We start from the raw sequence: 26984 nt of genomic DNA, 5'->3' as shown, positions 1-26984 counted from the left end.
CGGAAACGCACGGTGATCGAACGCCCCCGAGGGTAGACCGCGCCCTGTCCGGGTGCAACAACCACCCCCCGCGTGGCGCACGCTGCCGTCCAGCCTGTGACCAGGTCGTCACCTGGCCACCACCTGCACGCCATCGCGATCCACGGGCAATTCGGAGACGTCGAACCCTTCAACGTCCACGCCCGGCGGGAGTATTCCCGTGAGCGTGAGAGCGAGCACAGTCGGCCCTGCTCCGGAGATGGTGGCGGGCACTCCGCGGGCACGCAGCGTGCGCACGAGTCCGGTGCTCGCCGGGTACGCCTCGGCGCGGTAATCCTGGTGCAGCCGGTCCTCGGTGGCGGCCATCAGCAGTTCCGGCCGTTCGGTGACGGCCAGCACGGCGAGCGCCGCCCGTCCCGCGCTGTGCGCCGCGTCGGCGTGCGGCACCTGCGACGGCAGCAGGCCCCGCGTCGCGTGGGTGGACGACTTCTCCGCCGGCACCGCGACCACCGGCCGGATCGCCGGGTTCGGCTCCACGCGTTCGGCGCGGAACCGGCCGTCCTCGGACCACGCCACCACGAGCCCGCCGAACAGGCTCGCCGCCGCGTTGTCCGCGTGGCCCTCGAACTCGGCCGCGAGCTGGAGCGCGTCGCCGTCGAGCGGACGCTCCGCCAGCGCGTAGCCCAGCGCCACGCCGGTCACCACCGCGGCGGCCGACGACCCGAGGCCGCGCGCGTGCGGAATGCTGTTGTGGCACCGGAGATGCAGCCCGGGCGGCCGCACGTCCAGGTGTTCGCAGGCCCGCCGGAGCGCGCGGACCACGAGGTGGGATTCGTCGGTCGGCACGTCCTCGACGCCGCCGGCCCCCGCGTCGAGCACCTCGATTTTCAGGCCGCCCTCGGTGACCCGCAGGTCGACCACGTCGTAGCGGGCCAGCGCGAGCCCGAGCGCGTCGAATCCCGGGCCGAGGTTCGCCGTCGACGCCGGGACCGTCGCGCGGAACCCGGGCAGCGCCGTCATCGCAGGTCCAGCGCCGCCGCGACGGCCGTCGGGTCGACCGCGAGCGGTTCCACCTCGACGTTGCCTTCCAGCGCCGTCGCCGGGTCCTTAAGACCGTGCCCGGTGACCGTGCAGACCACCTTCGCGCCCTTCGGCAGCCGACCGTCCGCCGCGGTGGCCAGCAGGCCCGCCACGCTCGTCGCGGACGCGGGCTCCACGAACACGCCCTCGCGACGGGCCAGCAGCCGGTACGCCTCAAGGATCTTCTCGTCGGTGATCGCCTCGAACAGGCCGTCCGACTCGTCGCGCGCGGAGACCGCGCCCGCCCACGAAGCGGGGCTGCCGATGCGGATCGCGGTCGCGATGGTGTCCGGGTCGGAAACCGGTTCGCCGTGCACCAGCGGAGCGGCGCCGGCGGCCTGGAACCCGAACATACGCGGGGTGTTCTTCACCACACCGTCTGCCGCGTACTCCGAATAGCCCTTCCAGTACGCGGTGATGTTGCCGGCGTTGCCGACCGGCAGGCAGTGCACGTCCGGGGCCTCGCCGAGCACGTCGCAGATCTCGAACGCCGCGGTCTTCTGCCCGGCGATGCGCACCGGGTTGACCGAGTTGACCAGCGTGACCGGGTAGTCCGCCGCGGTCTTGCGGGCGAGTTCGAGGCAATCGTCGAAGTTGCCGTCGACCTGCAGGATCCGCGCGCCGTGCAGCACCGCCTGGGCGAGCTTGCCCACCGCGATCTTGCCTTGCGGCACCAGCACCGCGCAGGTGAGCCCGGCCCGCGCGGCGTACGCGGCGGCCGAGGCCGAGGTGTTGCCGGTGGACGCGCAGATCACCGCTTGCAGGCCGCTGGCCAGCGCGTGCGTGATCGCCACGGTCATCCCGCGGTCCTTGAACGAGCCGGTCGGGTTCGCACCCTCGACCTTCAGGTACACCTCGGCGCCGGTCAGCTCCGACAAGTGCGCGGCGGGCAGCAGCGGGGTGTTGCCCTCGCCGAGCGTGACCACACGCGCCCCGTCGGGGACCGGAACCCGGTCGCGGTACGCCTCAATGATCCCCGGCCAGGAACTCATGCTGCCGCCTCGTTTCGGAGTTTCACCATGCTAACCAGCGAGCCCGCGGCAGGGATGTCCATGGTTCGGTTGCCCGCGGCGCTCACGCGTCTTCGCCTTCCACCCGCATCACGCTGACCACGTCGTGCACCACGTCGAGTTTCGCGATTTCGTCCACAGTGGACTGCAAAGCCGCGTCGGGCGCGAGATGGGTGACCACGACGAGGCTCGCCGTGTCGTTCGCGTCGCGCTGGCGCACCGCGGCGATGCTCACGCCGTGCGCCGCGAATGCTTGCGCCACCTGGGCGAGCACCCCCGCGCGGTCCGCGACGTCGAGGCTGACGTGGTAGCGAGTCGGCGTCTGGCCCATCGGCCGCACCGGCAGCGCGGCGTGCGCCGATTCGCGCGGGCCGCGGCCGCCGAGCACCTGGTTGCGCGCCACCGCGACGAGGTCGCCGAGCACCGCGCTGGCCGTCGGCGCGCCGCCGGCGCCCTGGCCGTAGAACATCAATTCGCCGGCCGCGTCCGCTTCGACGTAGACCGCGTTGAACGCGCCGCCGACGCCGGCCAGCTGGTGGCTGCGCGGAATCATCACCGGATGGACGCGGGCGGACACCGATTCCGTGCCGTCGTCCGCCGTCACGCGTTCGCAGATCGCCAGCAGCTTCACCGTGCGGCCGAGCGTGCGCGCGGCGGCCAGATCCGACGCCGTGACGTCGGCGATGCCTTCGCGGTGCACGTCTTTCGCGGTGACCCGGGAGTGGAACGCCAGCGAGGCAAGGATCGCGGCCTTCGACGCGGCGTCGTAACCGTCGACGTCCGCCGTCGGGTCCGCTTCCGCGTAGCCGAGCCGGCTCGCTTCGTCGAGCGTTTCGGCGTAGCCCGCGCCGGTGGCGTCCATCGCGGAGAGGATGTAGTTGGTGGTGCCGTTGACGATCCCCATCACGCGGGTGATCCGGTCGCCCGCCAGCGATTCGCGCAACGGGCGCAGCAGCGGGATGGCCCCGGCGACGGCGGCCTCGAAGTAGAGGTCCGCACCGCTGGCGTCGGACGCCTCGAACAGCTCGGCCGAATATTCGGCGAGCAGCGCCTTGTTGGCCGTGACCACGGATTTGCCCGCGTTCAGCGCGGTGAGCAGCCAGCTGCGCACCGGGTCGATCCCGCCGACCAGTTCGACCACCACGTCGACGTCGTCGCGGGCCACGAGCGCCGCGGCGTCGTCGGTCAGCAGTTCGGCCGGCAGTTCCGGGTGCTTGTCCGGACGCCGCACCGCGATGCCGACCAGTTCCACCGGCGCGCCCGCGCGGGCCGCCAGCTCGCCGGCCTGTTCGGTGAGCAGCCGGGCGACCTCGCTGCCGACCGTGCCGCAGCCCAGCATCGCGACCCGGATGGGCGCGCGGTCCGCGGGAGACAGGCTTTTCGGAGACACAGGGGACACTTCTCAAACCTCCAGGCGCAGCATGTCGTCCGTCGTCTCCCTGCGCAGCAGCAGCCGGGCGGCGCCGTTGCGCACGGCGACCACCGCGGGCCGCGGCAGCCGGTTGTAACCACTGGCCATCGCGTAGCAGTAGGCGCCGGTCGCCGCGACGGCCAGCAGGTCGCCGGGAGCCAGCGTGTCTGGCAGCCAGCAGTCTCGGACGACGATGTCGCCGGACTCACAGTGTTTTCCCACCACGCGAGACAACGACGGGGTCACCGGCTCGTCGCCGTCGGCGGCGGACCGCGAGACCACCCGGCAGTCGTACACCGCGTCGTAGAGCGCCGTGCGGATGTTGTCGCTCATGCCGCCGTCGACGCTGACGTACCGGCGGGCGGTCTCGTCCCCGAGCGCGACGTCCTTGATCGTGCCCACCTCGTACAGGGTGAACGTGCCCGGACCCGCGATCGCGCGGCCGGGTTCGCCCGCGATGCGCGGCACCGGCAGCTCGGCGTACGCGCATTCCTTGCGGACGATCTCGCGGATCTGCGTGATCATCTGCGAGGGCGGCGGCGGGTTGTCCTTTTCGGTGTACGCGATGCCGAAACCGCCGCCGAGGTCGACGACGTTCATCTGGTCCAGCAGCTCCGGGCCGTGCTCCTTGGCCAGGTCCGCGAGCAGTCCGACGACGCGGCGCGCGGCGACCTCGAACCCGTCGGCGTCGAAGATCTGCGAACCGATGTGGCTGTGCAGGCCGACCAGTTTCAGCGACGGCGCGTTCAGCACCCGGCGCACCGCCTCGGCGGCGTCGCCGGAAGCCAGCGAGAAACCGAACTTCTGGTCCTCGTGCGCGGTCGCGATGAACTCGTGGGTGTGCGCCTCGACGCCGACCGTCACCCGGACGAGGACCTTCTGCTCGACCTCGTGCGCGGCGGCGATTTCGGCGAGCCGGGCGATCTCGTAGTACGAGTCGACCACCACGGTGCCGACGCCGGCCTCGACGGCCGCGTCCAGTTCGGCGACGGATTTGTTGTTGCCGTGGAACGTAATCCGCTCCACCGGGAAGTTCGCGCGCTGCGCGACGGCCAGTTCGCCGCCGCTGCAGACGTCGAGGCTCAGCCCCTGTTCGGCTACCCACCGGGCGACCTCGACGGACAGGAACGCCTTCGACGCGTAGTGCACGAGCGCCGGGTCGTCGAACGCCTCGGCGTAGTCGGCGCAGCGGGACTTGAAGTCCGCCTCGTCGACCACGAACAGCGGCGTGCCGTACGTCTGGGCGAGGTCGCGCACGTCGACCCCGGCGATCCGGACGACGCCGTCCGCGGCGCGATAAACGTTGCGCGGCCACACTTTCGCGGGCAACTGGTCGAGTTCGCCGGCACTCGCGGGCGGGAACCCGGAAGCGTCGGCATGGGGGTAGACGTCGGCGTGGCGGGGGCCCGCGGGGTGCGCCATTTCTTACATCCGTTCCGGAGCGGAGACACCGAGCAGCGACAGGCCGTTCGCCAGCACCTGGCGCGCGGCTTCGCACAGAGCGAGCCGGGCGTACGTGAGGGGGGTGGCCTCCTCGTCGCCCTGCGGGAGGACCCGGCCCACGGTGTAGAACTTGTGGTACGCGCCGGCCAGTTCCTCGAGGTAGCGGGCCACGCGATGCGGTTCGCGCATCTCCGCCGCCCGCCGCACCACCGCCGGGAATTCGCCGATGGTGCGGATCAGGTCGCCTTCAGCAGGCAGGGTGAGCAGTCCGAAATCGACGTCCGCCCCGGACCCGTCGACCTTCAGGCCGAGGTCCGCCGCGCCGCGCCGCAGCGACGACAGCCGGGCGTGCGCGTACTGCACGTAGTAGACCGGGTTGTCGTTGGAATGCTTGCGCAGCAAGTCCAAATCGATGTCCAAAGAGGAATCGACGGAGTAGCGGATCAGCTCGTAGCGGGCCGGGTCGACGCCGACCGCCTCCACGAGGTCCTCGAGCGTGATCACGGTGCCCGCGCGCTTGGACATCCGCACCGGCTTGCCGTCGCTGACCAGGTTCACCATCTGGCCGATCAGCACCTCGACCGTGGCCGGGTCGTCGCCGAACGCCGCGGCGGCCGCCTTGAGCCGCGCGATGTAGCCGTGGTGGTCCGCGCCGAGCATGTAGATGCACAGGTCGAAACCGCGGTTGCGCTTGTCCTTGAAGTAGGCGAGGTCGCCCGCGATGTAGGCCGGGTTGCCGTCCTTCTTGAGGACGACGCGGTCCTTGTCGTCGCCGTACTCGCTGGATTTGAGCCACCAGGCGCCGTCGGCGAAGTAGAGATTGCCGGAGTCCTTGAGCTGCTGCACCGCCGCGTCGACCGCGCCCGACTCGTGCAGCGAGTTCTCGTGGAAGTAGACGTCGAAATCGGTGCCGAACTCGTGCAGGCTCTGCTTGATCTGGCTGAACATCAGCTCGATGCCGATGCGCCGGAAGGTCTCGTGCCGCTCGTCCTCGGGCAGGCTCAGCGCGCTCGGCTCGGCCTTGATCACCTCGGCCGCGATGTCGCTGATGTACCCGCCGGAGTAGCCGTCCTCCGGGGCGGGCTCGCCCTTCGCGGCGGCGATCAGCGAGCGCACGAAGCGGTCGATCTGCGCGCCGGCGTCGTTGAAGTAGTACTCGCGGGTGACGTCCGCGCCCTGCGCGCCGAGCACCCGGCCCAGCGCGTCGCCGACCGCGGCCCAGCGCGTGCCGCCGAGGTGGATCGGGCCGGTCGGGTTCGCGGAGACGAACTCCAGGTTGATCCGGCGCCCGGCCAGCGCGTCGCCGCGGCCGTACTCCGCGCCCGCGGCCAGCACCTGGCGCACGAGCTCGCCCTGCGCGTCCGCGGCGAGCCGGAAGTTCAGGAAGCCCGGTCCGGCGACCTCGGCCGCGGCCACGCCGTCCGCGCCGGCGACGACCTCGGCGAGCGCCTCGGCGAACTCGCGCGGCTTCAGCCCGGCCTTCTTCGCCACCTGCAGCGCGAGGTTGGTCGCGTAGTCTCCGTGGTCCGGGTTGCGCGGGCGTTCGATGGTCACGGTCTCCGGCAGCACGGCGGCGTCGACGCCCCGTGCGGCGAGGACCTGCACGGCGGAGCTGCGGACCAGATCGGCGAGAGCGGCGGGAGTCACTCGCCGAATTCTAGGTGCGCTTCGGCCGCGCGCTTCCGGCGGTACGCGCTGGCGAGACGGCGGGCACACCGGAGGCGGATGTTCCGCTCGCCGGGGCGCCTCGCGGGTGTTCACGGTGATCGCACGCCCGGTCTCTACACTGGGCTACCGGCAGGGTCCGTCCGGATCCCTTCCCCGCTCTCACGAGGAGATCTCGGCAATCATGGCCAACGGGACCACCAGGAAGAAGGGCTCGTCCGCCTCCGCGGTGAAGGCGGCGAAGAACCGCTCGGTCGTCGCGGGCAAGCGTACGCCCTGGGGCACCATCATCGGCGTCGTCGTGGTGGTGGCCCTGCTGGCCGGCGTCATCGTCTACTACCTGCAGGCGTCCGCGCCCAAGCGCGACCAGGCGTCCCGGGACGCGGCCGCCGCCGCCTTCGCGCCGAGCGCGAGCAACCCGGACCCGTCGAAGAAGATCCCCGGCGTCGTGATCAAGCAGTACACCGGTTCGGTGCACATCCTGCCCACCGAACGGGTGGCCTACGACCAGAGCCCGCCGTTCGGCGGCCCGCACGACGGCTACTGGGCCACCTGCACCGGCGTCGTGTACCCGACCGCGGTGCGCAACGAGAACATGGTGCACTCGCTCGAGCACGGCACGGTGTGGATCGCCTACAACCCGGACCTCGTCAAGGGCGACCAGATCGCGCTGCTCGAAGCGCGCGTCAAGGGCAAGCCGTACACGATGATGTCGCCCTACCCGGGCCTGGACAAGCCGATCTCGCTGCAGTCGTGGGGCCACCAGCTGAAGCTGGACAGCGCCAGCGACCCGCGCATCGACCAGTTCATCGCCGCGCTGCGGACCAACCCGAACGGCGTGTACCCGGAGATCGGCGCCTCGTGCGACGCGCTCGGCAAGGGCATGTTCGACCCGAGTGACCCGCCGAAGTTCGACCCGAGCAAGCCGGGCAAGGACGCGAAGCCGATGGACTACAAGGGCAGCACCGGGGCGCAGAACGAGCAGGGCGGCATGCCGGGGACCCCGCCCGCCGGGCAGTGACCGTGAGCCGCTCCGAAAACCGCGCCGACGGGACGGACGGCGTCGAGACCGCCCGTTCCGCCGACGCCGAGACCGCCGAGGAGTCCGCCGCGGCGGAACGGCCCGGCTGGTCCCGGTGGGTGGTCATCGGCGGGACGCTGATCGCGGTGCTGCTGGTCGGGGCCGCGATCGGGGTCTTCGCGACGCGGCTCACCGACGGCGGCGACGCGGCGCCCGCGACGCCGGGCGCGGGGTCGGTCGAGGTCGGGTTCGCCCAGGACATGTCGGTGCACCACCTGCAGGCGGTCACCATGGCCGGCTGGGCGCGCGACCACTCCGCCGACCCGGAGATCCGCCAGCTCGCGTTCGACATCGAGCGCACGCAGACCGAGCAGGTCGGGCGGATGAAGGGCTGGCTCATGCTGTGGGACCAGCCGGAGCAGGCGACCGGCGCGTACATGAGCTGGATGACCGAACCGATGGGCCACGCGGGCATGCAGATGCCGACCAGCAGCCCGGCGGGCGGCGCGCCGATGCCCGGCATGGCCACCGACGCGGAACTCGCGAAGCTGCGCACGCTGTCCGGCCGTGCGCTGGACGTCGACTTCCTGCAGCTGATGCTGCGCCACCACCAGGGCGGCGTGGCGATGGCCGAGTACGCCCAGGACCACACGAACGTCGACGCGGTGAAGGCGTTGTGCCGCAGCATGCTGGTGTCCCAGGGCGCGGAAATGGACCAGATGAAGAGCATGCTCAAGGCGCGGGACGCGCAGCCGCTGCCCGCCCCCTGATCGATGCTCCCCGACAAGCTCGTGAGCGCCTAGCCGCTCACGAGCTTGTGTATTTCGGCCGCGCCAGTTCCTTGATGTCGCCCAGCGTCCCCCACTCGTCGCGGCCCAGCCGGGACAGCGGCCGCAGCCGGTCGATCATCGGGTGGTCGCCGTCGAGGACGTCCTCGTTGACCGCGAGGTGCACGACCCGGCCGAACACCACCGTCGAACGCCCGAAACCGACCGTGCTGTGCAGTTCGCATTCGAAGGCCACCGGCGATTCCGCGACCCGCGGCGGGCGGACCTTCAGGCTCGGCTCGCGGGTCAGCCCGGCCTCGTCGAATTCGCTCAGCTCCGGCGGGAAATCCGCGCCGGTGGCGTTGATCTGCTCGAACAGCGGCTCGGGCGCGAGATTGACCACGAACTCACGGGTCGCCTCGACGTTGCGCAGGGTGTCTTTCCGCCCGACCGAGGTGAACTGCAGCACCGCGGGCGCGGCCGAGGCGACGGTGAAGAACGAATGCGGCGCGAGGTTGTCCACCCCGTCGCGGGAAACGCTCGAAACCCAAGCGATGGGCCGCGGCACGACGGTGGCGGTCAATAGCCGGTAGAACGCGTTCGGGGCCAACTCTGCGGGGTCGAAGTCCTTGCGCATAGCCCCCGGTCTACCAGGACAGCTCCGCGCACCGACGGGCGCATTGCGGTCCCTCGACCTGAAGCGTCGCGTGTTTGATCTCGTAGCGGACGGACAGCAGGTCTTGCGCCTTGGTGAGCACGGTGGACTGCTCGGCATCGGCCTTCACCGTCAAATGCGCCGATGCGACCTCCATGCCTGAGGTCAGCGTCCAGACGTGCAGGTCGTGCACATCCGCGACCCCTGGCAGCGCGGCGAGTTCGGTGCTGATCTCGCCGACGTCCACGCCAGCGGGCGCGTGTTGGAAGAGGATCCGCAGCGCGCGGCGGGCGAGCGTCCAGGTGCGCGGCAGCACGAAGAGGCCGATCGCGACACCGATGATCGGGTCGGCGTAGCGCCAGCCGGTGGTGAGCGTGATCGCGCCGCTGAGCAGCACGCCGACCGAACCGATCAGATCAGCCAGCACTTCGAGGTACGCGCCGCGGACGTTCAGGCTCTCCTTCGCGCCCGAGCGCAGCACCAGGAACGACACGATGTTGGCCAGGAGACCCGCGGCAGCGGCGAGCAGCACCGGCAGTCCGGGCACCTCCGGCGGGTTGGTGATCCGGCCGATCGCCTCGACCGCCACGTACCCGGCGACGCCGAACAACAGCACCGCATTGGCAAGCGCGGCAAGGACTTCCGCCCGGTACATGCCGAACGTACGGCTGGGCGTCGGCCCGCTGCGGAGCGCGAGCACGATCGCGACGAGCGCCATTCCGACGCCGAGAACGTCGGTGAACATGTGCGCGGCGTCGGAGATGAGCGCGAGCGAGCCGGTGGCGAAGCCCACCGCGAACTCCAGCACCATGAACCCCGCACCGACCGCGAGAGCGATCAACAGTGCGCGGACGTAGCGGCCGGACGCGCTCGCCGGAGCGGCGGTGTGCCCGTGGCCGTGCCCGTGTCCCATCGCTCGCCTCCCCATCTCGGTGTCGAGAGGAATATATAGTCACATGCGCATATATGCAATACAGGCTAGCCTAACTTCACTCTAACGCCTGGTGAAGCGTTTCTCCCAGACCCGTTCCGCGAGGTGGGATGATCAGCGCACGAGCCGGAAGAACCCGCGGATCTGCTCGACGAGCGACGCCGGTTGTTCCATCGCGGCGAAGTGCCCGCCGCGAGGCAACCGCTCGAACCAGCGCAGATCGGTGTACTTCAGCTCCGCCTGCCGTCGCGACGGGCGGACGAGGTCGCGCGGGTAGACCGAGATGCCGGACGGCGCCGTGACGAGGTCGCCGAAGCTGCGGTAGCTCTCCCAGTAGAGCCGCGCGGACGACGTCGCGGACGCGGTGAACCAGTACGCCGAGATCGCGTCGAGAAGCTGCTGCCGCGTGACCGCGTCCTCCGGGCTCCCGTTGTTGTCGGTCCAGGCCCAGAACTTCTCTGCGATCCACGCCGCTTGCCCCGCCGGCGAGTCGGTCAGGCCGTAGCCGAGGGTTTGCGGACGCGTGCCCTGCTGCCCCGAGTAGCCCTGGCCGGTGCGCCGGAACTCCGCGGCCGCTTGCGCGCCTTCGCGTTCCTCGTCGGTCTCGTCTTCGAAGTCGCCTCGCGGCGCGGCCGCCATGTTGACGTGCACGCCCGCGACCCGTTCCCGCGCGACCTCGCCGAGCGCCCCCGAAACGGCCGAACCCCAGTCGCCGCCCTGCGCGCCGTAGCGGTCGTAGCCGAGCGAGACCATCAGCTGATCCCAAGCCGTCGCGATTTTCCGGACGCCCCAACCGGTCTCGCTCGGTTTGTCGCTCCAGCCATACCCCGGCAGCGAAGGCGCGACGACGTGAAACGCGTCCGCCGGGTCGCCGCCGTGCGCCCGCGGATCGGTCAGCGGGCCGAGGATGTCGAGGAATTCGAGCACCGAACCAGGCCAGCCATGCGTGATCACCAGCGGGAACGCGTTCGGCTCGGGCGAGCGGAGGTGCACGAAGTGAATCCCGAGGCCGTCGATCTCCTGCCGGAACTGCGGGAAGACATTGAGCCGCTCGGCGAACCCGAAGTCGTAATCCTCGGCCCAGCTGCGGCACAGCTCCCGCGCGTAAGCGAGAGGCACCCCTTGCGACCAGTCCGCGACGGTCTCCGCCTCCGGCCACCGGGTGCGCCGCAACCGCGCCCGCACGTCGTCGATGTCCTCTTCAGCCACCCTGACCTGGAACGGCTCGGCGCGCACCGCCGCCTCCCTCCGCGTCGATGATCCGACGCTACCGCGTTAAGCACCCTCCTGTGCACAGCCGGAACGGGGCATGCGCTAGGCTCTGTTCAGTCGCGCAAGCGAGCCCTCGTAGCTCAGGGGATAGAGCACTGCCCTCCGGAGGCAGGTGTCGCAGGTTCGAATCCTGCCGAGGGCACCACAAGGATGGGAACGGGAGAGATGTCAGACATGACATCCTCCTCTTTCTCGTGTTTACGCTGGTCAATGCGCTTGCTGCGGTCAAACGGTAAGATGACGGCACCGCGAGCAGCCTGCCGCACCGCTGAGACTGCGGGTCCTACGAGCGTGGCTGTGCACTTGATCTGGTTGGCGCGCTTCTGGTAGCGCACCTCAAGCCGGAGGGCTTCGAAGAGTCGCCGTGCGACGTCCTCGGGCAACTCCTCGACCCGAACCTCGCCCACGGGCAGAGCGTCAAGCAGGTCAGGGTTGACCGCCTGCTGATTCTCCTCCTCGATCTGGGCGAGCTGGACTTCGAGCTGAGATTTGCGTTCGTGAAGCTCACTGCGCTCGTCGTTGATCTCGCCGACAAGTTCCTTGGTCGGCTTTTCGAACAGCGCGAAACTGCGGACGACGTTCTTGATCATGCGAACGGTGTCGTTGATCTCGCGGCGCAGTGCGTCGATGCGCTGCTCTCGTTCCCGCTGCGCGGCAGCGCCGAGTTCGCGAGCGGCATCCCCCAGCAGGCTGCGGCGGTAGGTGCCGAAGATGTGGGCGGACAGGAACTCGTTGAGCTTGTCGACGATGGCGTCTTCGCGGATCCAGAAGCTTCCCGCGGCGGGGTGCCCCTCGGGGACGTACCCCTTCTTCGGGGCGCAGACGTAGTAGGCGTGGCCTCGGCGGGTCTTGCCGTTCATGCGGCGGCCGCAGTCGCCGCAGAACAGGTAGGTGCGCAGCAGGTAGCTGCGCTTGGTCTGGGGATGTTTGACGTTGGTGTTGTTGCCGGTGCTGCGGGAGCCGAAGCGGTGGCCGCTGACGTCCTGGGCTTGCAGCCAGTCCTCCAGGGTGACGAGAGCTTCGTGGACGGGTTTCGTGGTCCAGATCCATTCCCCGATGGGGTTGGCGCGGTTTCCTCGGGACTTGCGTCCGCTGCGGTTCCACACCATGTGCCCGGTGTACTTGGGATTGGTGAGGATGTCGCGCACGTTCGAGTAGGTCCAGCGGCCGACGGCACGTTTCGGGTCGACGGGGACGGGCGGCGGGTAGCTGGAGGGGTCGAGGTTGAGGCGGTCCGCGATGGCTTGGTAGCCGAGCCGTTCGGTGATTCGCCAGTGGTATGCCTTGCGCACCGCGGGCGCCTGGGCTGGGTCGACGTCGAGGAAGGTTTTCTTGGCGCCCTTGGCGCGCTTGGCGGGAACCGGGTGCGGTACGTGACGCGCACGGTAGCCGTAGCAGGCTTTGCCGATGTTGTACCCGGCTTCGGTGTGGGTAGCGTAGCCGTCCCAGGACTTCTCCAGCATGTCTACGACGTAAAACTCGGAGATGCTCTGCTTGACCCGCCGGGTCAACAGTTGCGTGGCAGTCTTGGGTTTTCGACCGTCCACTGTGGTCAGTTGAAAGGGCTCGTCTGCGGCAAGCAGGCGCACTCCGGCGCGCTCCAAGCGATGTTCGATGGTGGTGCCGTAGTACATGTGCCGGGCGGTGCGCTCGATCGACTCGCAGATGACATAGTCGAACCGCCGATCAGGCCGTTCGGCCTCGGCGAGCAGATCCTGGATACCCCCGTCACGCGGGATCGGGATGTCGAACTGTTCGTGCGCGCGGCCGCTTCCACGAGCGTCGAGATCCATGCGCCCGGACTCGACGTCGTAGAAATGCGCGACGATGAGGCCGCCTTCGGGAAGCGAGCGTTGCGACGACCCCAACTGGCGCGGCAAGGAGAGGGTCGGGTCCTGCATGTCCCGTGTGGACACACGGCCCAGCCATGCGAAGCGAAGAACCGTCGGCTGCGAGGAGGTGCACATCGGTTCGCAGCCCGCCGCTTTGCCGTAACGACTCCGTACGGGTCCTACGCTGCGTTGTCCAGCCCACCGACGGACCTGTTCCGGGCCTGCCATTCCGTCACCTCCCACAACACTCGTGCTTGTTCCGCGGCCAGCCGCTGAGCCTCGATTCCTTCCACAGCCCGGATTTCCGCGACCAGTTCCGGTGGTTCGTCAGGAGCCAGACGTCCGGTGGCGTCGTCGCGGCGCTCGTATTCCCCGGCCAACGTCCACACCCCCTTGTCCGCCCATATACGGGTTTTCGATCGTGAAATAGCCGGAGCCCTGGACGCGGCGGCGAATCAGCGCGGTGAGCGCACGCGCCTGCGGCAGCATCTCCAAGACCGGGTCCCAGGGCTCGGTCGCGTAAATGATCGGGACACAGTGCTGCGCGGCGAGGCGTTCGCGAGCCAGAATCTCGAACGGATCGCGCGACAGCCGCTCCGCCTTCTCGCAGACGATCAGGTCGTAGCCCGGTTCCGGAGTGGACAAAGTCGCAGCCAGCTCGCGCCACCCGCCCTCGCGTCGGGGCAGTCCCGCATCGTGCAGCATCACCGGGTCGACGTCGGCGGGCAGGTCGTAGAAGCAGTGGGTGATCACCACGCGAGGACGAAACGTCTGCTCGCACAACTGGTACTGCTGACGCAGGAGGCGCAGGGCGATCGTGTCGGTCCTGTTCTTGCGTCCGTAGAACGCCGCCCTGATCGGCTCGGACACGGCGCCGATCCCCTCGGTGGCCGTAGTCGCTGCTGGGGCGGACATGGGAATCGTGCCTCCTGGTCTCCTCGTCCCGCGCCACGCGCAAGCGCCTGTCGCTCAGCGCAAACCAGCTGGCCAGAGGGTCCAGCTGGGATGCTGCGGGCCTGGGATCGTAGCGTCGATCGGCGAAAAGCGGAGGCCCCGGACGAGTGGGCCTCGCCTGTCGTCCACGTCACACCGGCACGGGTGTCACGCTGCGCGCGGAGCCGGTTCCGTGGCCGGGTGGGTGCCGCGGGCTCGTGCTTGCTGGCGGGGGTCGTGGACGCGCCAGGCGGCGAGGCGGCAGTAGTCGCGGCTGGCATCCAGCGAGATGGCTCGCCGGCCGTGCACGGCGGCGGCTAACGCGGTGGTTCCGGTGCCGCCAAAGGGATCGAGCACCACACCGGGAACGCCGGCCGCGTTCGTGTCGGCGCAATCGCAGGCGTCGGCGAACTCGGTGGCGCGCGACAGCAGGAATTCGCGGGCGTAGCCGCCCAGTGCGGCGCGTGCCTCGGCGACGAGCTGCCCACCGGGGTGCTCGTGCCCGCCCGGACGGCCCTGGGTGTCGACGGCGCGGGGCGTGTCGTTGAGTCCCGCGGCTCGCAGCGCGGACAGGTGGGCCTCGGTCAGGCCGTGCTCGCGCACCAGTTCCAGCGCCCGCCGCGTCTGGGGCCGGGAGGTGTCCAGGCCGTAAGCGATCGGGACTCGGCGGCGGCCGTGCCCGCACGCAGTACAGACGCGTCGTGGTGACCACCCGAGGACGAGTCGCCGAGGCCATTCCACCGGAAACGACGCATGGTGCGCGATCCCGAGGTGCGGGGGCACCCGCAGGGGTTGCGGTGCGATCTCCCAGACCGATCCGGGCAGGCGGCCGTGCGGGTGCGACATCTGGCGTCGTTTCAGGGTCTGCTGTTTTGCGCCCGGGTAGTACCGACCGTCGCGTGCCGCGCGGCCAGGATGGGATCGGTGCGGTGCCACACGAACGAGACTCGGCGCGGAATGCAGAAGTCTGATGGTGTCGATAGCGCTGTAGTAGCGCGGGTTGAGCGTGAGGTGGAACCAGGTTTCGTGGCTGCGGCGGACCCGGTCGCGCACGGCCTCGGGCAGTCCGTGTGGTTTGGACCAGATGATCTCGGCGCGCAAGATCAACCCGAGTTCGTCGACGCAGCGCAGGGCGTAGCGCCAGGGCAAGCCGATCAGCGACTTCGCCGGAACACTGCGGCTGTGTGGGTCGCCGCCGTCCGGGACCTGCCCGGCACCGCGGGTTCCGTTCAGGGAGCGGCCTTTGCCGTTGTTGTAGCTGGAGTACTTGTCACCGAGGTTGACGAAGATTGACCCGGACGGTTGGAGGACGCGGATCATCTCGCGGGTACAGGCGATCAGGTTCTCGAGATAGGCACCCGGGGTGTCTTCGGCACCGAGCTGTCCGCGGTAGACGGCGTCGCCATCGCGGTAGGTCCGCAGCCCGAAGTAGGGCGGGCTGGTGACCACCAGATCGACACTGGCGTCCGGGACCGGAAGGGCGCGGGCGTCGCCGTGGATGATTTCCGGTTGAACAAAGGCGGTGTCGTCGGTCATTGCGGCCGTCCTGTGTCCGGGTCGACTGCGGTGATGCGTCGGAGTGCGAGCTCGTGGTAGGCGGGGTTGGTGTCGATGCCGGTGAAACGTCGGCCGAGTTCGCGGGCGGCGACGGCGGTGGTGCCGCTGCCGCTGAACGGGTCGAGGACGTGACCGCCGGGCGGGCATCCCGCCGCGATGCAGCGCCGCGGGATCTCGGCCGGCGACGGAGCGGGATGCCCGATACGGGTGCGGTCCGGCGGGATGGTCCACACGTTGCCGGGGTTGCGACCACGCTGTCCGTCGGCGGGTGTGCGGGGCCAGGTTCCGCGGGCGGTGTTCGGTTTGGTGCCCCGGTGGTGGGCGCGCCGGGACAGAGCCCGGTCGCCGGTGTAGGGCTGCCGGATCGCATCGAGGTCGAAGTAGTAGTCCGGCTGCGTGACGAACAGGAAGAGCATCTCGTGCCGAGTCGCGAGACGGTCGGAGATCGATGTGGGCGTGGCGTGGGGCTTGTGCCAGACGATCGCCGACCGCAAGATCCACCCGTCGTTCTGCAGAGCGAAGGCCAGCCGCCATGGCATGCCGAGCAGATTCTTGTGCGGCACGTCCGCTCGCGGCCGGTAGTGCGATTGCCCTGTATGCCCAGGGGTCGTGCACCAATAGCCGTCGGAATTGGTGGAGTAGCTGTCACCAAGATTGACCCACACGGTGGCCCGCGGAGTCAGCACCCGCCGGGCCGCGGCGAACACTGCGCGCACGGTCTCGACGTAGTCGTCCGCAGTTGGTTCCAGCCCGATCTGCGGATGCTCACGCCGCGCCCCGCAATCCCGGCACCTCTGCTGCACTGAACCCCGGCTGCCGAGGCCTGCGGACCGGTGTCGGCAGCCGGGCCGGCCACCGGTCCAAGTGTCGGGTGCGTAGTCGCGCAGCCGCCAGTAGGGCGGGCTGGTGACCAGACAGTCGATCGAATCCTCGGGCAGGTTCTGGATTCCGGCTTCGGCGTCGGCGGTCACCAGCGTGACGGCGTCGTCCTCAGGGGAGCGTGCGGCGAAGGTGGTCATGCCGCCCTCCCGGTGTTCTGTGCGGTGAGACCAAGGCGGCGCAGGCCGATCTCGTGGAACTCCGGGTTGAGGTCGATGCCGACGTAGGAGCGGCCGAGCTGGCGTGCGGCCAGTCCGGTGGTGGCGGCACCGCTGAACGGGTCGAGCACTACACCGCCGGCTGGGCATCCGGCCGCGATGCAGCGCAGTGGGATGTCGACCGGGAACGCGGCGAAGTGCGCCTCCCGCAACGGGCGGGTGGTGATCGACCAGACGTCACCCGGATTCTTGCCCCGAGCATGCGCGGCGGTGTGCCGCGCGCCGGTCGGGCGCATCGCGTCCCCGTGCGCTTTCGCGGAAAACGGCTCGGTATCCCGGTATTTGCCGTACACGCTGTGTCCGCGGCGGCGCGCGGTCGCGCCGATCCCGCTGTGGCGGCCCTTGTTCGCGCCGCCGATCACACTGCCCGACGTGAGGGCTTCCGGGCATGCGAGCGGTTCGCGGATCGGGTCGAGGTCGAAGAAATACTTCTGCTGTTTGGTCAACAGGAACAGCATCTCGTACCGGTTCGACAACCGGTCACGCACGGATTCGGGCATGGCATTGGGTTTGTGCCACACGATCGCATTGCGCAGAATCCAGCCGTCAGCCTGCAGCGCGAACGCCACCCGCCACGGCATCCCGACCAGGTTCTTCCGCGGCAGCGACCGCGTGCGCGCCACCCCGGCCCGGCGCACCGACTCCCGCAGCGGCGCCGCCGCGCTGCGACCGGACAGGGTGCTCGCCCGCATCGCGTCCCCGGTGCGGCCGGGCGGTTCGGCGGAGTACGAGTCGCCCAGATTCAGCCACACCGTGCCGGTGTCGGACAGGACCCGGCGCAGCTGCCTGAAGACCTGCCGCAGCCGGTCGACGTAGTCCTGCGGGGTCGCCTCCAGGCCGTGCTGGTCGTCCTCGCGACGGGCACCGCACCGGCGGCAGCGCTGCGGCTCGCCGCCGCGATGCGCCGCCGACGCGGGATAGGCGAGACCGGGGTGTTTGGACTGGGGAATGTTGCCGCCGCGTCCGGACCCGGCAAGGTGCGCGCAACCGGGATCGCCGCCGACCCAGGTTCCGGTCCCGTAGTCGCGCAGCCCCCAGTACGGCGGACTGGTGACCACGCAGTCCACCGATTTCTCCGCCAGGCCGGCGAGGGTCGCGGTGGCGTCGCCGGTGCAGAACGTGACGGTGTCATCGCGGTAGTGGACGGTGTCCATGAGATTCGCTCCTTCGGCACGTTGGGTTGAAATCGCGAGCCGCAGTACGTCGGATCGCGTCGCTGCGCCACAGGCGGGTTGCCGGCGGGTGCTGGGCGACGCGGCGCGCACTCAGGCGGCGGCCGAATCGGGCCGTGTTCCGCGCCCGTGGCCGCGTGGTGGGGGCGCGGGCAGCGCGGGGAGGGACTGGTTCAGGGCCGGATCGGCGGCGTCGGGATCGGCCCGGAGCACCAGCGCGGTGTGGTGCGCGGGCAGCGCGACCGGATGCCCGAGAACGCGTTCCGCTCGGGCGGCGGCTCGTCGCTGGGCCAGCGACGCGCGGGTGTACGTGCGGCCTCGTCGCACTGCGGCGGTCAACGCCACGCACCGCGCGACCGGCGCCAGCCCGGCCGCGCCGGCGACCGCCGCGATCCGGCCGGGCACGTCGAGCAGGTCGTGCCGCACGGGGTGGCGCTGCGGGGCGCTGGTGACGACCACGTGCCCGCCCGGACGCAGCAGCGGCCGGTATTGCGCAAGCAGTCCGTGCAACCTCTCCAGTGCACCATCGATGTCGCCGACCGGACCGGGTCGCAGGGTTGTCAGGAGGAGAGCGATCCGTCCGGTCAACCCGGCCGTGGCTGCGGCGGCGGCCGTTCCGGGGCGTCGGTCGAGGACGAGGACCATCCCGTCTACGAACACGCCCCGCGCCTTCGTGGCGGTCACGTTGGCGCGCGCCAGGCGCCACCACCGGCGCTGCCCGGTCAACCCGATCGCGTGCCGCCCGGTCCGGAGCGCTTCGACGATCGTGGTGCCCGCGCCGCAGTCGGGATCGAGCACGACATCGCCGGGCCGGGTCAGCGCCGCGACGGCGTAGCGGGCGATCGCCGGGGCCATCAGGCCGGGGTCGGCACCGGTGGCGTCGTGGTAGCCGCCCTCGGTCAGCTGGGCCGTCAAGCTGTCAGTCCCCGTCGGCCACACCGACGCCACAATCGGGCCTTCGGACCGCTCCCCCGACGCGCGGGGGAGCTGCCTGTCGGCGCTCTTAGACATCCGAGGTCTCCTTCCCCTCGATGCCACGGTCGTCCGTCGCGTCCGGCGACAGCCGCCCGAGCAGAACGAGGTCGTGGTGCACCGAGCGCAGCGGCGGCGCTGCGGCGTCGGCCGCGCGCGGCGAGAAGTCCGGCACGGAGTCCTCGGCGCACATCCGGTCGGGGCGGTCCGGCAGGTTCGGCACAGGCGTGGCGAGCACGGCGATGTGATCGTGACACCGCAATCCGCGACTACCCAGTGTGTTCAGCAAGGTCGCTAGCGGATCACGCAGCTGGCCATCGCGGGAATCACTGTGCGTGACGACAGCAACGAGGCCGCGCGGGGTGAGCAGGGCGTCCCAGTCGGCGCGCGCGAGCCAGTCGGTGGCGCGCGGGTCGAGCGAGGTGATGATCAGGTCGAAACCGCCGCGCGGTCGGTCTCCGTCGCGACGCGGAGGGCGTGGGGAGTCTGGGTGCGGGTCGGCCAGCGGGTGCAGATCGAGCCGACCGAGTCGGGGTCGCGACCCCGACTCAACTCCGGAACGGCGGGGCGAGTCGGTGTGCTCGCCCGGGCAGTCGGGGGCGAGTACCGCTGTCGCAGTGTCGGTGCTGCGTCCGAGCCGGGCGACGGTCCAGACCGCCTCGGCGAGACCGGCGTAGGGGGCGGCGTCGCGGGCACCGCCGACCGCGTGCCGAAGGGTGCGTGGGGACGGTGGCGGGGTGAGGAGAAGGACGCGGTCGCCGGGGCGGGTGTAGGTCGTGACGAGGGTGACGATCGTGCGTCCGAGCCAGCCGGGAAGCAGCGCGGTGCCGGGCAGCATCTCCGCGTCGGCGAACGGCCAGAAGGCCGCCGGACGTGGCCGGCGGGCAGCCGCGACAGCGGGCAGGCGCTCCGGTGCGCGGTGCCGTCCGTGACGGGTACGCGCCGCGCTCGCCGTGCGGTGATGCGGCGTGTGATGGCGGCGGCTTCCGGGCTCAGGGTGCGGTGTTGGAGTCATCGGCGGCCTTCCTCGCAGTGTGATCGGCGCGGTCTGCCAAGTCACCCCAAGAGGCGGGTTTTGAGGCCGCTTTTCGACACCGCACTTCCAGGTTTTTGACAAACTCCCGAAGCTCTGAACCGCACGCAGCGAGAAGAGAGTCCGAATACGTCGACACTCCCGGACGTTCGGAACTATTCGGGTCCAACACAGTGCGGGGTCGATCTGCTGTCGAACCATCCCGACTTGAGCCAAGAAGAATTTCCGATCCGAATCAAAGTCGCCCGACCGAGTCGTCGTGCACCCTCCTCTACGAACAGTCGCTTGCCTACTAAGGATCGCTTAAACGCCAGCTCGCCAGCTACTAAGACGATCGAGGACGCCGCCAGGGTGCGCCGCCAGCAAGAGGTCTTCGAGTCCTTCGAGGCTTCGGTTTTAGTAGCCGAATTTGCCTGCCAACAAGATCATCCTTGTTCTTTTCTTGCCCCTTTCTTGTCGCCGCCCTGGCGTCCTGACGGAGCTGATTCACCAACTCCAGTCAGGAGCGCATCAAATGACGAACGACGAGACTGCTTCTGCGCTTATCCGCCCTGATCGCGGGGGACACGAATGGTTGCCATTGGACACCGCGCGCGACGCCTTCGGGTGGCTGGTCACCGGGCCGAAGCCGATGGCCGTGCAGGGGGCCCGGTTCGCCGGGTTGCCGCGGCGCCCGGTGCCGCTGGACGAACTGCGGGACCGGGTGATGAGCAAGCAGTGCCCGCCCCGCACGCGCGACGACGTGTGGGCGCACCTGGTGCTGCGTTCCCGCACGCACGGGGGTGCCTGGACGGTGGCGTGCGTCGGGATGGCGCTGCCGTCGCTGGCCGCGAGCGCGCGATGGCTGGCGGCGCGGTATCGCGGCGATCGCGCGGACGCCCACGCGGCGGTGCTCGCCGGGTTTGTCCACGCGCTGTCGACCGTCGATCTGGCCGACCCGGCCATCGCGGTCCGGCTGCACTTCGCCGCCCGCCGCGCCGGGCAGGAAGCATTGGAGGAGTCGCTCGACGCTCCGATGCCGGCGGGCTCGGGCTACCGCTCCGCGGCACCGCGCCCGCCGTACGGACATCCCGACTTGGTGCTCGCGCGGGCGGTCGGCGAGCAGATTCTCACCCCCGCCGAAGCGGAACTGATCTCGGCGACACGGCTCGGCGACACCTCGGTGACCGACTGGGCGCACCGTCATGGCGCTGCGCTGAAGACCGCGTTCAAGGCCCGTGATCGAGCCGAAGACCGACTCGTCGCGTGGCTGCGCGATCAGGTCGCCGGCGCTGGCCCCGAAGACCCTGTCGCCGACGCAGCTGTCGCCGCTCTCGTCGTCGATCCACCGGACGCTCCCGCCGAGGAAAACCCAGGTGTGTCACGTGCTGTGAGCGGTCGTCTGCGCAACGGCCGACCGGCTTCTTCCAGGAAATCGTCACGGGCGGTGTCGAAAAACGACCCGAAATCCGGCCTCTTGGGGCGCGGGGAGACCTCACCCGGCTCTCCGCGTACCGCCGAGCACGAGCCGACTTCGGAGGTGCGCCGATGCGCGTGACACCCCATCCCCAGACTCAGCACACCCCCGCGCCGTCGTGCTTCCTCGCGTCGAGCACGACCGACCGGAAACGATCCCGCCCCGGCGTCGTCAGCCACTCGCGGCCGACGGCACACACGGATACCACACGCACCTGTCATCGGATCTCTCGGTCGCGGCCAGTGCGCCACGCGGCGATCTACGCGGTACTCGGCGCGGTCCTGCTCAGCTCGCTCGCCGCGGATGCGGCGCAGGCTTCCACACAGGTGCTCGCGATCGCGAGCAGCGTCGGGCAGGTCTTCGACAACATCCGCAACTGGCTCATCGGCATCCTCGCTGGGCTGGCGACGGTGTTCCTCACCATCGGCGGCGTCCGGTACCTGATGGCCGGGGGCGACCCCGGCGAAGTCGAGAAGGCCAAGCAGTCGTTCAAGTCGGCGGGCTGGGGCTACGGGTTGGCTGCGCTGGCACCGCTAGTGGTGGAAACCCTGCGCGGGATTGTCGGGGCCTGAGGCTATGACCGCGACCCGACGCTCCCGCGTGCCCGAGCCCGATCGCGGCGAGCCCGGCACCGGCTCGCGCCCGTTGGACCCGGTGCGCCGGGAGCGGGTCCTGCTCGCCCCGCCGACCCCGCAGCGCACCGGACGTGGTTCCCGGCGGCGGGTCTGGCTGCTGGCGCTGGGCCTGACCATGCTGCTCGGCGGTGCGCTGGCTGTCAGTGCGTGGGCCGCGCCCGGCGCACCCCGGCAGCCGAGCACGCAGCCCGCGGCGCAGCAACCGCCGCCGTTGCCGCTGCCGCCCAACCCCAGCGACACGTGTGCCCCGAACTCGCCGGACCCGGCGTGCCGCTTTCCGACCGGCTCGCCGCGCCCGTCGGTCCCGGCGACGCCACTGCCTCCGATCACCGAACTGCCGCCACCCACGAGCTGCTTCCCCGGCCAGATCGGCTGCACACCCGGCAGCCCGACCGCCGCGCCGAGCACGACTGCGAACCCGCCGTGCACGGGCGAGGACTGCATTCCGCAGCCCACCCCGCCGCCGAGCACGAGCCCGCGGCCGGGCGGTCCCAGTACGGGAAACGGCGATCCGGACTGCGGGCTGACCAACATCACCGGCTGCATCGCCAAGGCGATCAACGGCGTGTTCAAGGATCTGGTCACCGCCGCGCTGTCGCCGATCCTGGACTTGCTCGGCCACACCGTGCTGACCACGCCGACGCTGGACCAGCTTCCCGGTATCGGCGAACTGTGGGACAACTCGTGGCAGATCGTGCTGGCCTGCTACGGGATGCTGATCCTGGTCGCCGGGATCGTCGTGATGTCCCACGAGACGGTGCAGAGCCGGTACTCGATCAAAGAGATCGGCCCGCGGATCCCGATCGGGTTCCTCGCCTCCGCGCTGTCGCTGTTCTTCGCCGAGAAGCTCATCCGGCTGGCGAACGCGCTGTCCGCCGCAGTCCTTGGCGACGGGGTGGACCCGCCCTCGCTGGGATCCACGCTCAAGGACGCGGTCGATGGCGCGGTCTCCGGCGGGTTCTTCATGATTCTGCTGGCGCTGGTGCTGGTGGTCGTCGGGATCGCCCTGCTGGCTGTCTACGCAGTGCGTGTCGTCATCACGCTGATCCTGATCGCCACCGGGCCGCTGTTTCTGATGTGTCACGGCTTGCCCCACACCGACGGCATCGCCCGGTGGTGGTGGAAGGCGACCGGGGCGACGCTGGCGATCCAGGTCGCGCAGTCGCTCGTGCTGATCGGCGCCGTGCGGACCTTCCTGACCGGCGGGGTGCATCTGTTCGGCTCGACGCTGTCCGCGCTCGGCATGCTCATCGCCGCGATCGCCTTGTTCTACGTCCTCTTCAAGATTCCGTTCTGGTTCCTCTCGGCCGCCAGGATCGGCAACGGCCGCTCTCTCCTCGGAAGTCTCGTCAAGACCTACATCGCAGCGAAAACATTCGGGATGGTCGCCGGGAAGTCCGGCCGCTTCGGCAAGGCCAGCACGGCCGCCGGCGGCAAGGGACACAGGGGCGGCGGTGGCCGGGGCGGTGCTGCTGCCGATCCGCCGTGGCCCCCTCATCCGCGGAGCCCGCGGACACCGGAGGCGGTCAACAAGCGGATGCAGGCGGCCTACGACGCCGAGCGCGCCCGTGCTGCCCAGCAGCCGCGCCCGCCCTCGCAGCGACCGGAGTTTCTGCAGCCCGGTCCGCAGGAGACCATCCACGACCCGGCCGTCACCTCGGCCAGTCAAGGACCCACCATGCCCGAATTCAGTTCCGCACCCAAGCCCGGCATCCCAGCCCCGCCGCCCGCCGGGCGGCACCGCAGGCGGGCTCCGACGGCGCCCCGGTTCCAAGCTCCTGGTGCACCGCGCCGAGCCGGTGGTGCCGCGACTCCGGCTCGGCCGGTCGCGACGGCCGCGGTTCCTCCGTACTTGCGGTTCCAGCCGCCGACGCCGGAACCGCCCCACGTGTCCCGTCCGGCCACGCCCGCGACTGCGCCGCCCGCCGCGCCGGTGTTCCGGACCGCGCACCCGCAGCCGCGCCTCGGCGACGCCCGCCCGCGCACGCCGTCCGTGCCGCCGGTGACGTTCCGGGCGCCGACCACGCCACCAGCTCCGCCGAAAGCCCCGCCCCGTGGAGGTGAGAAGTCATGACCCAGCCCGTGCGCATCCCCTCCGATGTCGATCGCGAGGATCGCGTCCTGGCCAACCTCACCGCCCGGCAGCTGGCGATCCTCGCCGTGACCGGGATCGTGCTCTACGGTGCCTGGACGCTGACCCGCGGTGTGGTGCCGCTGCCGATCTTCCTGATCGCCGCTGTTCCTCTCGGTGTCACGGCCGCGGTCCTGGCGCTGGGTCAGCGCGACGGCATGAGCCTCGACCGGCTCATGCTCGCCGCCCTCCGCCAGCGGCTGCAACCCCGCCGCCGCGTCGCCGCCCCCGAAGGGGTCCGGCCCGCACCCGAGTGGCTGACCAGCACCATCACCGCGACCGATGTGGCGGGCAGGTCGGAGGTGTCTCCGGCGGCGCTGCGGCTGCCCGCGGAAGGAGTCACCGAGGCCGGGGTCGTCGACCTCGGCCCCGACGGGGTCGCGATGGTCGCAGTGGCCAGCACCGTCAACTTCGCCCTCCGCACACCCGGCGAGCAAGAGGCCCTGGTCGCCAGCTTCGGCCGGTATCTGCACTCGATCTCCGCGCCGGTGCAAATGCTCATCCGGGCCGAACGGCTGGACCTGAGCCAGCAGATCAGCGACCTGCGCGAGGCCGCCCCCGGATTGCCGCATCCGATGCTCGAAGCCGCCGCGGCCGAGCACGCGACCTACCTCGACCAGTTGCGCCGCTCCACCGATCTGCTGCGCCGCCAGGTACTGCTGGTGCTGCGCGAGCCGATCCGCGCCACGGGGCCGACCGACGGGCTCGGCGGCGCGTCCCCGCTCGCCGCACTGCGGGCACGACGCGCCCGCAGCCGGGACGGCGAGGTCACCGAGACCGCGCGGCACTCGGCGGAAACCCGGCTCGTGCGGAGGCTGGGCGAAGCCACCGAACTGCTCTCCCCAGCCGGGATCACGATCACGCCCCTGGAGGCCGGGCAGGCCACCGCCGTGCTGGCCACCGCGTGCAACCCAGACAGCCTGATCCCGCCCTCGGCAGGCCTGGCCGGCGCAGACGAAGTCATCACCACCGCCGCCCCGGACCCCGACGACCAGCCACCAGTCCATCACCGAAGCACGACCAGCCGGGGCGGGCGCGACAGCGCACCGGAGCCGACGGTCCTGGACGAATGGGAGGGCGGGGACCTATGAGCAGGAAGTTCGGCCGTGCCCGAGGCCGCGGGACGCAGCACGCGAATGCACCGTTGGGCAGGGCCAGTGCGTTCACGCCGGATTCGCTGTCAGTCGCACCCCGGCACCTGGAGATCGGCGGCGAATGGGTCGCCAGTTTCGCAGTCACCGGCTACCCGCGCGAAGTACACGCCGGATGGCTGCAACCGCTGCTGTCCTACCCCGGCCGCGTCGACGTGTCGCTGCACATCGAGCCGATCGACCCGGTCACCGCCGCCCACCGGCTCAAGCGCCAGCTGTCCAAGTTGGAATCGGGGCGGCGACACACCAGCGAGAAGGGGCGGTTGCTGGACCCGATGGTCGAGGCCGCCACCGAGGACGCCTACGACCTCTCGGCCCGGGTCGCCCGCGGCGAAGGCAAGCTGTATCGGCTCGGGCTGTATCTGACCGTGCACGCCACCAGCGAGGACGATCTCGGCGAGCAGGTCGCCGCAGTGCGAGCGCTCGCCGCGTCCCTGTTGATGAACGCGCAGCCGACCACCTACCGGTCGCTGCAGGGCTGGGTGTCCACCCTGCCGCTCGCGCTCGATCTCATCGGCATGCGCCGCACCTTCGACACCAGTGCGCTGGCCGCCGCGTTTCCCTTCACCAGCCCCGATCTGCCGCCCGCTGACCCGACCAGTGTCGCTGCACCGGCCGGTGTGCTGTACGGGTTCAACGTCGGATCGCAGGGTTTGGTGCACTGGGACCGTTTTTCCGCGGACAACTACAACGCCGTAGTGCTCGGGCGCTCCGGCGCGGGCAAGTCCTACCTGGTGAAGCTGGAAACCCTGCGCAGCCTCTACCGCGGCGTCGAGGTCGCGATCATCGACCCGGAGGACGAGTACCGACGACTCGGCGAGGCCATCGGCGGCACCTACATCCACCTCGGCGACGCCGACGTCCGCATCAACCCGTTCGACCTTCCGATCGCCATCAGGCCGGACGGTCGCCGCACCGCCCCCAAAGACGCCCTCACGCGCCGGGCGCTGTTCGGCCACACCGTCATCGGAGTGCTGCTCGGCACCGAACTATCCGCGCAGCAACGAGCCGTGCTCGACCGGGCGATCATGGCCACCTACCAGCAAGCCGGGATCACCAGCGACCCGCGGACCTGGGGCAGGCAGGCACCGCTGCTGGCGGATCTCGCCGCGGTCCTCACCGCCACCGGCGATCCGATCGCCACGGATCTCGGCTCCAGATTGCACCCGTTCGTCGAGGGCGCGTTCTCCACGATGTTCTCCGGGCCGACCACCACGCGGCCCGAGGGCCACCTGACCGTGTTCAGCCTGCGTGACCTGCCCGACGAACTCCGGCCGATCGGCACCCTGCTCACGCTGGACACGGTGTGGCGGCGGGTGTCCAACCCGGCCATCCGGCGGCCGAGGCTGATCACCGTCGACGAAGCGTGGCTGCTCATGCAAGACCCTGCCGGCGCGCGTTTTCTGCACCGGATGGCCAAAGCAGCCCGGAAACACTGGGCGGGCTTGACGATCGCGACCCAAGACGTCGGCGACGTCCTCGGGACAGACCTGGGCAAGGCGATCATCGCTAACGCGGCGACGCAGATTCTGCTACGTCAAGCGCCGCAGGCGATCGAGGAGATCGTGGAGACCTTTAACCTGTCCGAGGGTGAGAAGCAGTTCCTGATTTCCGCGGACAAGGGACAAGGTCTGCTCTCGACCGGGACGCAGCGAGTCGCGTTCCAGTCGCTGGCTTCGCCGCAGGAAAACGCGCTCATCACAACTTCCCCAGAGTTCCTCGCAACTTTACCCGAATCTGAGCGGAACTCTGGGTATTTGGTGCTTGACGATGATAGCTGA

At 70.2% G+C, this 26984-nt stretch carries 21 protein-coding genes, 1 tRNA gene and 1 pseudogene; 8 read left to right on the top strand and 15 right to left on the bottom strand.

All coding sequences use genetic code 11. The features are described from left to right. Positions 1-108: 108 nt before the first annotated feature. From thrB to argS, 5 genes are all read right to left on the bottom strand, one after another. Positions 109-999 carry a homoserine kinase gene (gene thrB, locus ATK30_RS28125; protein WP_167442020.1) on the bottom strand — a complete coding sequence of 297 codons (891 nt, stop codon included), beginning with the start codon at positions 997-999 and terminating at the stop codon, positions 109-111. Next, positions 996-2051 (bottom strand): threonine synthase, encoded by a 1056-nt coding sequence (thrC, locus tag ATK30_RS28120; protein ID WP_101438040.1) that lies wholly within the window; start codon positions 2049-2051, stop codon positions 996-998. The genes thrB and thrC overlap by 4 nt, the downstream gene beginning before the upstream one ends. 82 nt (positions 2052-2133) lie before the next feature. Next, entirely contained in the window at positions 2134-3459 is a 1326-nt protein-coding gene (locus ATK30_RS28115; protein WP_279630051.1) for a homoserine dehydrogenase, read from the bottom strand. 12 nt (positions 3460-3471) lie between these two features. Beyond that, entirely contained in the window at positions 3472-4902 is a 1431-nt protein-coding gene (lysA, locus tag ATK30_RS28110; protein ID WP_101438038.1) for a diaminopimelate decarboxylase, read from the bottom strand. 3 nt (positions 4903-4905) lie between these two features. After that, the gene (gene argS, locus ATK30_RS28105; protein ID WP_101438037.1) at positions 4906-6570 is read right to left on the bottom strand and encodes an arginine--tRNA ligase; all 1665 of its coding nucleotides are present in this window, start codon (positions 6568-6570) and stop codon (positions 4906-4908) included. 202 nt (positions 6571-6772) lie between these two features. On the opposite strand from argS, the gene ATK30_RS28100 reads away from it, so the two are divergent. Next, positions 6773-7609 (top strand): DUF3105 domain-containing protein, encoded by an 837-nt coding sequence (locus ATK30_RS28100; protein WP_101438036.1) that lies wholly within the window; start codon positions 6773-6775, stop codon positions 7607-7609. Between the two features lie 119 nt (positions 7610-7728). Continuing rightward, on the top strand, positions 7729-8379 hold the full coding sequence (locus tag ATK30_RS28095; RefSeq protein ID WP_244194951.1) for a DUF305 domain-containing protein: 651 nt from the start codon (positions 7729-7731) through the stop codon (positions 8377-8379). Positions 8380-8416: 37 nt separating this feature from the next. On the opposite strand, the gene ATK30_RS28090 is transcribed toward ATK30_RS28095, so the two are convergent. From ATK30_RS28090 to ATK30_RS28080, 3 genes are all read right to left on the bottom strand, one after another. Continuing rightward, complete coding sequence (locus ATK30_RS28090) at positions 8417-9013, bottom strand: flavin reductase family protein (protein WP_101438035.1); 597 nt, start codon at positions 9011-9013, stop codon at positions 8417-8419. Between the two features lie 10 nt (positions 9014-9023). Next, positions 9024-9944: a cation diffusion facilitator family transporter gene (locus ATK30_RS28085; RefSeq protein WP_101438034.1), complete on the bottom strand. Its 921-nt coding sequence runs from the start codon at positions 9942-9944 to the stop codon at positions 9024-9026. A gap of 132 nt (positions 9945-10076) precedes the next feature. Continuing rightward, positions 10077-11198 carry an epoxide hydrolase family protein gene (locus ATK30_RS28080; RefSeq protein WP_101438033.1) on the bottom strand — a complete coding sequence of 374 codons (1122 nt, stop codon included), beginning with the start codon at positions 11196-11198 and terminating at the stop codon, positions 10077-10079. Between the two features lie 105 nt (positions 11199-11303). On the opposite strand from ATK30_RS28080, the gene ATK30_RS28075 reads away from it, so the two are divergent. Further along, positions 11304-11379, top strand: a tRNA-Arg gene (locus ATK30_RS28075). Between the two features lie 703 nt (positions 11380-12082). Here ATK30_RS28075 and ATK30_RS47325 read toward each other — a convergent pair. The 7 genes and pseudogenes from ATK30_RS47325 to ATK30_RS28040 form a co-directional block, all read right to left on the bottom strand. Beyond that, positions 12083-12697, bottom strand: a pseudogene (locus tag ATK30_RS47325) (recombinase family protein); the annotation flags it as partial. 696 nt (positions 12698-13393) lie between these two features. Further along, entirely contained in the window at positions 13394-13981 is a 588-nt protein-coding gene (locus tag ATK30_RS28065; RefSeq protein ID WP_037364589.1) for a hypothetical protein, read from the bottom strand. Between the two features lie 186 nt (positions 13982-14167). Further along, entirely contained in the window at positions 14168-15535 is a 1368-nt protein-coding gene (locus ATK30_RS46400; protein WP_037364587.1) for a DNA-methyltransferase, read from the bottom strand. Next, positions 15532-16575, bottom strand: coding sequence for a DNA-methyltransferase (locus tag ATK30_RS28055; RefSeq protein WP_051166188.1), 1044 nt, complete (start codon positions 16573-16575; stop codon positions 15532-15534). The genes ATK30_RS46400 and ATK30_RS28055 overlap by 4 nt, the downstream gene beginning before the upstream one ends. Continuing rightward, positions 16572-17807 carry a DNA-methyltransferase gene (locus ATK30_RS28050; protein ID WP_051166187.1) on the bottom strand — a complete coding sequence of 412 codons (1236 nt, stop codon included), beginning with the start codon at positions 17805-17807 and terminating at the stop codon, positions 16572-16574. The genes ATK30_RS28055 and ATK30_RS28050 overlap by 4 nt, the downstream gene beginning before the upstream one ends. 111 nt (positions 17808-17918) lie before the next feature. After that, on the bottom strand, positions 17919-18836 hold the full coding sequence (locus ATK30_RS28045; protein WP_037364584.1) for a DNA methyltransferase: 918 nt from the start codon (positions 18834-18836) through the stop codon (positions 17919-17921). Next, positions 18829-19812: a hypothetical protein gene (locus ATK30_RS28040; protein WP_143271441.1), complete on the bottom strand. Its 984-nt coding sequence runs from the start codon at positions 19810-19812 to the stop codon at positions 18829-18831. Before ATK30_RS28040 ends, ATK30_RS28045 begins: the two co-directional genes overlap by 8 nt. A 532-nt stretch (positions 19813-20344) precedes the next feature. On the opposite strand from ATK30_RS28040, the gene ATK30_RS28035 reads away from it, so the two are divergent. From ATK30_RS28035 to ATK30_RS28015, 5 genes are all read left to right on the top strand, one after another. Then, entirely contained in the window at positions 20345-21367 is a 1023-nt protein-coding gene (locus ATK30_RS28035) for a hypothetical protein (protein ID WP_037364578.1), read from the top strand. Between the two features lie 161 nt (positions 21368-21528). Next, positions 21529-21858, top strand: a complete 330-nt coding sequence (locus ATK30_RS45405; RefSeq protein WP_238604466.1) for a pilin — start codon at positions 21529-21531, stop codon at positions 21856-21858. Between the two features lie 28 nt (positions 21859-21886). Beyond that, on the top strand, positions 21887-23995 hold the full coding sequence (locus ATK30_RS28025) for a TrbL/VirB6 family protein (RefSeq protein ID WP_244194744.1): 2109 nt from the start codon (positions 21887-21889) through the stop codon (positions 23993-23995). After that, the gene (locus ATK30_RS28020) at positions 23992-25143 is read left to right on the top strand and encodes a PrgI family protein (RefSeq protein ID WP_101438030.1); all 1152 of its coding nucleotides are present in this window, start codon (positions 23992-23994) and stop codon (positions 25141-25143) included. Before ATK30_RS28025 ends, ATK30_RS28020 begins: the two co-directional genes overlap by 4 nt. Then, positions 25140-26984, top strand: coding sequence for a VirB4 family type IV secretion system protein (locus ATK30_RS28015; protein WP_101438029.1), 1845 nt, complete (start codon positions 25140-25142; stop codon positions 26982-26984). The genes ATK30_RS28020 and ATK30_RS28015 overlap by 4 nt, the downstream gene beginning before the upstream one ends.

It is taken from the genome of Amycolatopsis echigonensis (assembly GCF_002846615.1).
Taxonomy (GTDB): domain Bacteria; phylum Actinomycetota; class Actinomycetes; order Mycobacteriales; family Pseudonocardiaceae; genus Amycolatopsis; species Amycolatopsis echigonensis.
The sequence above is the reverse complement of the archived record's forward strand: the minus strand, read 5'-3'. Positions and strand labels throughout refer to the sequence as shown.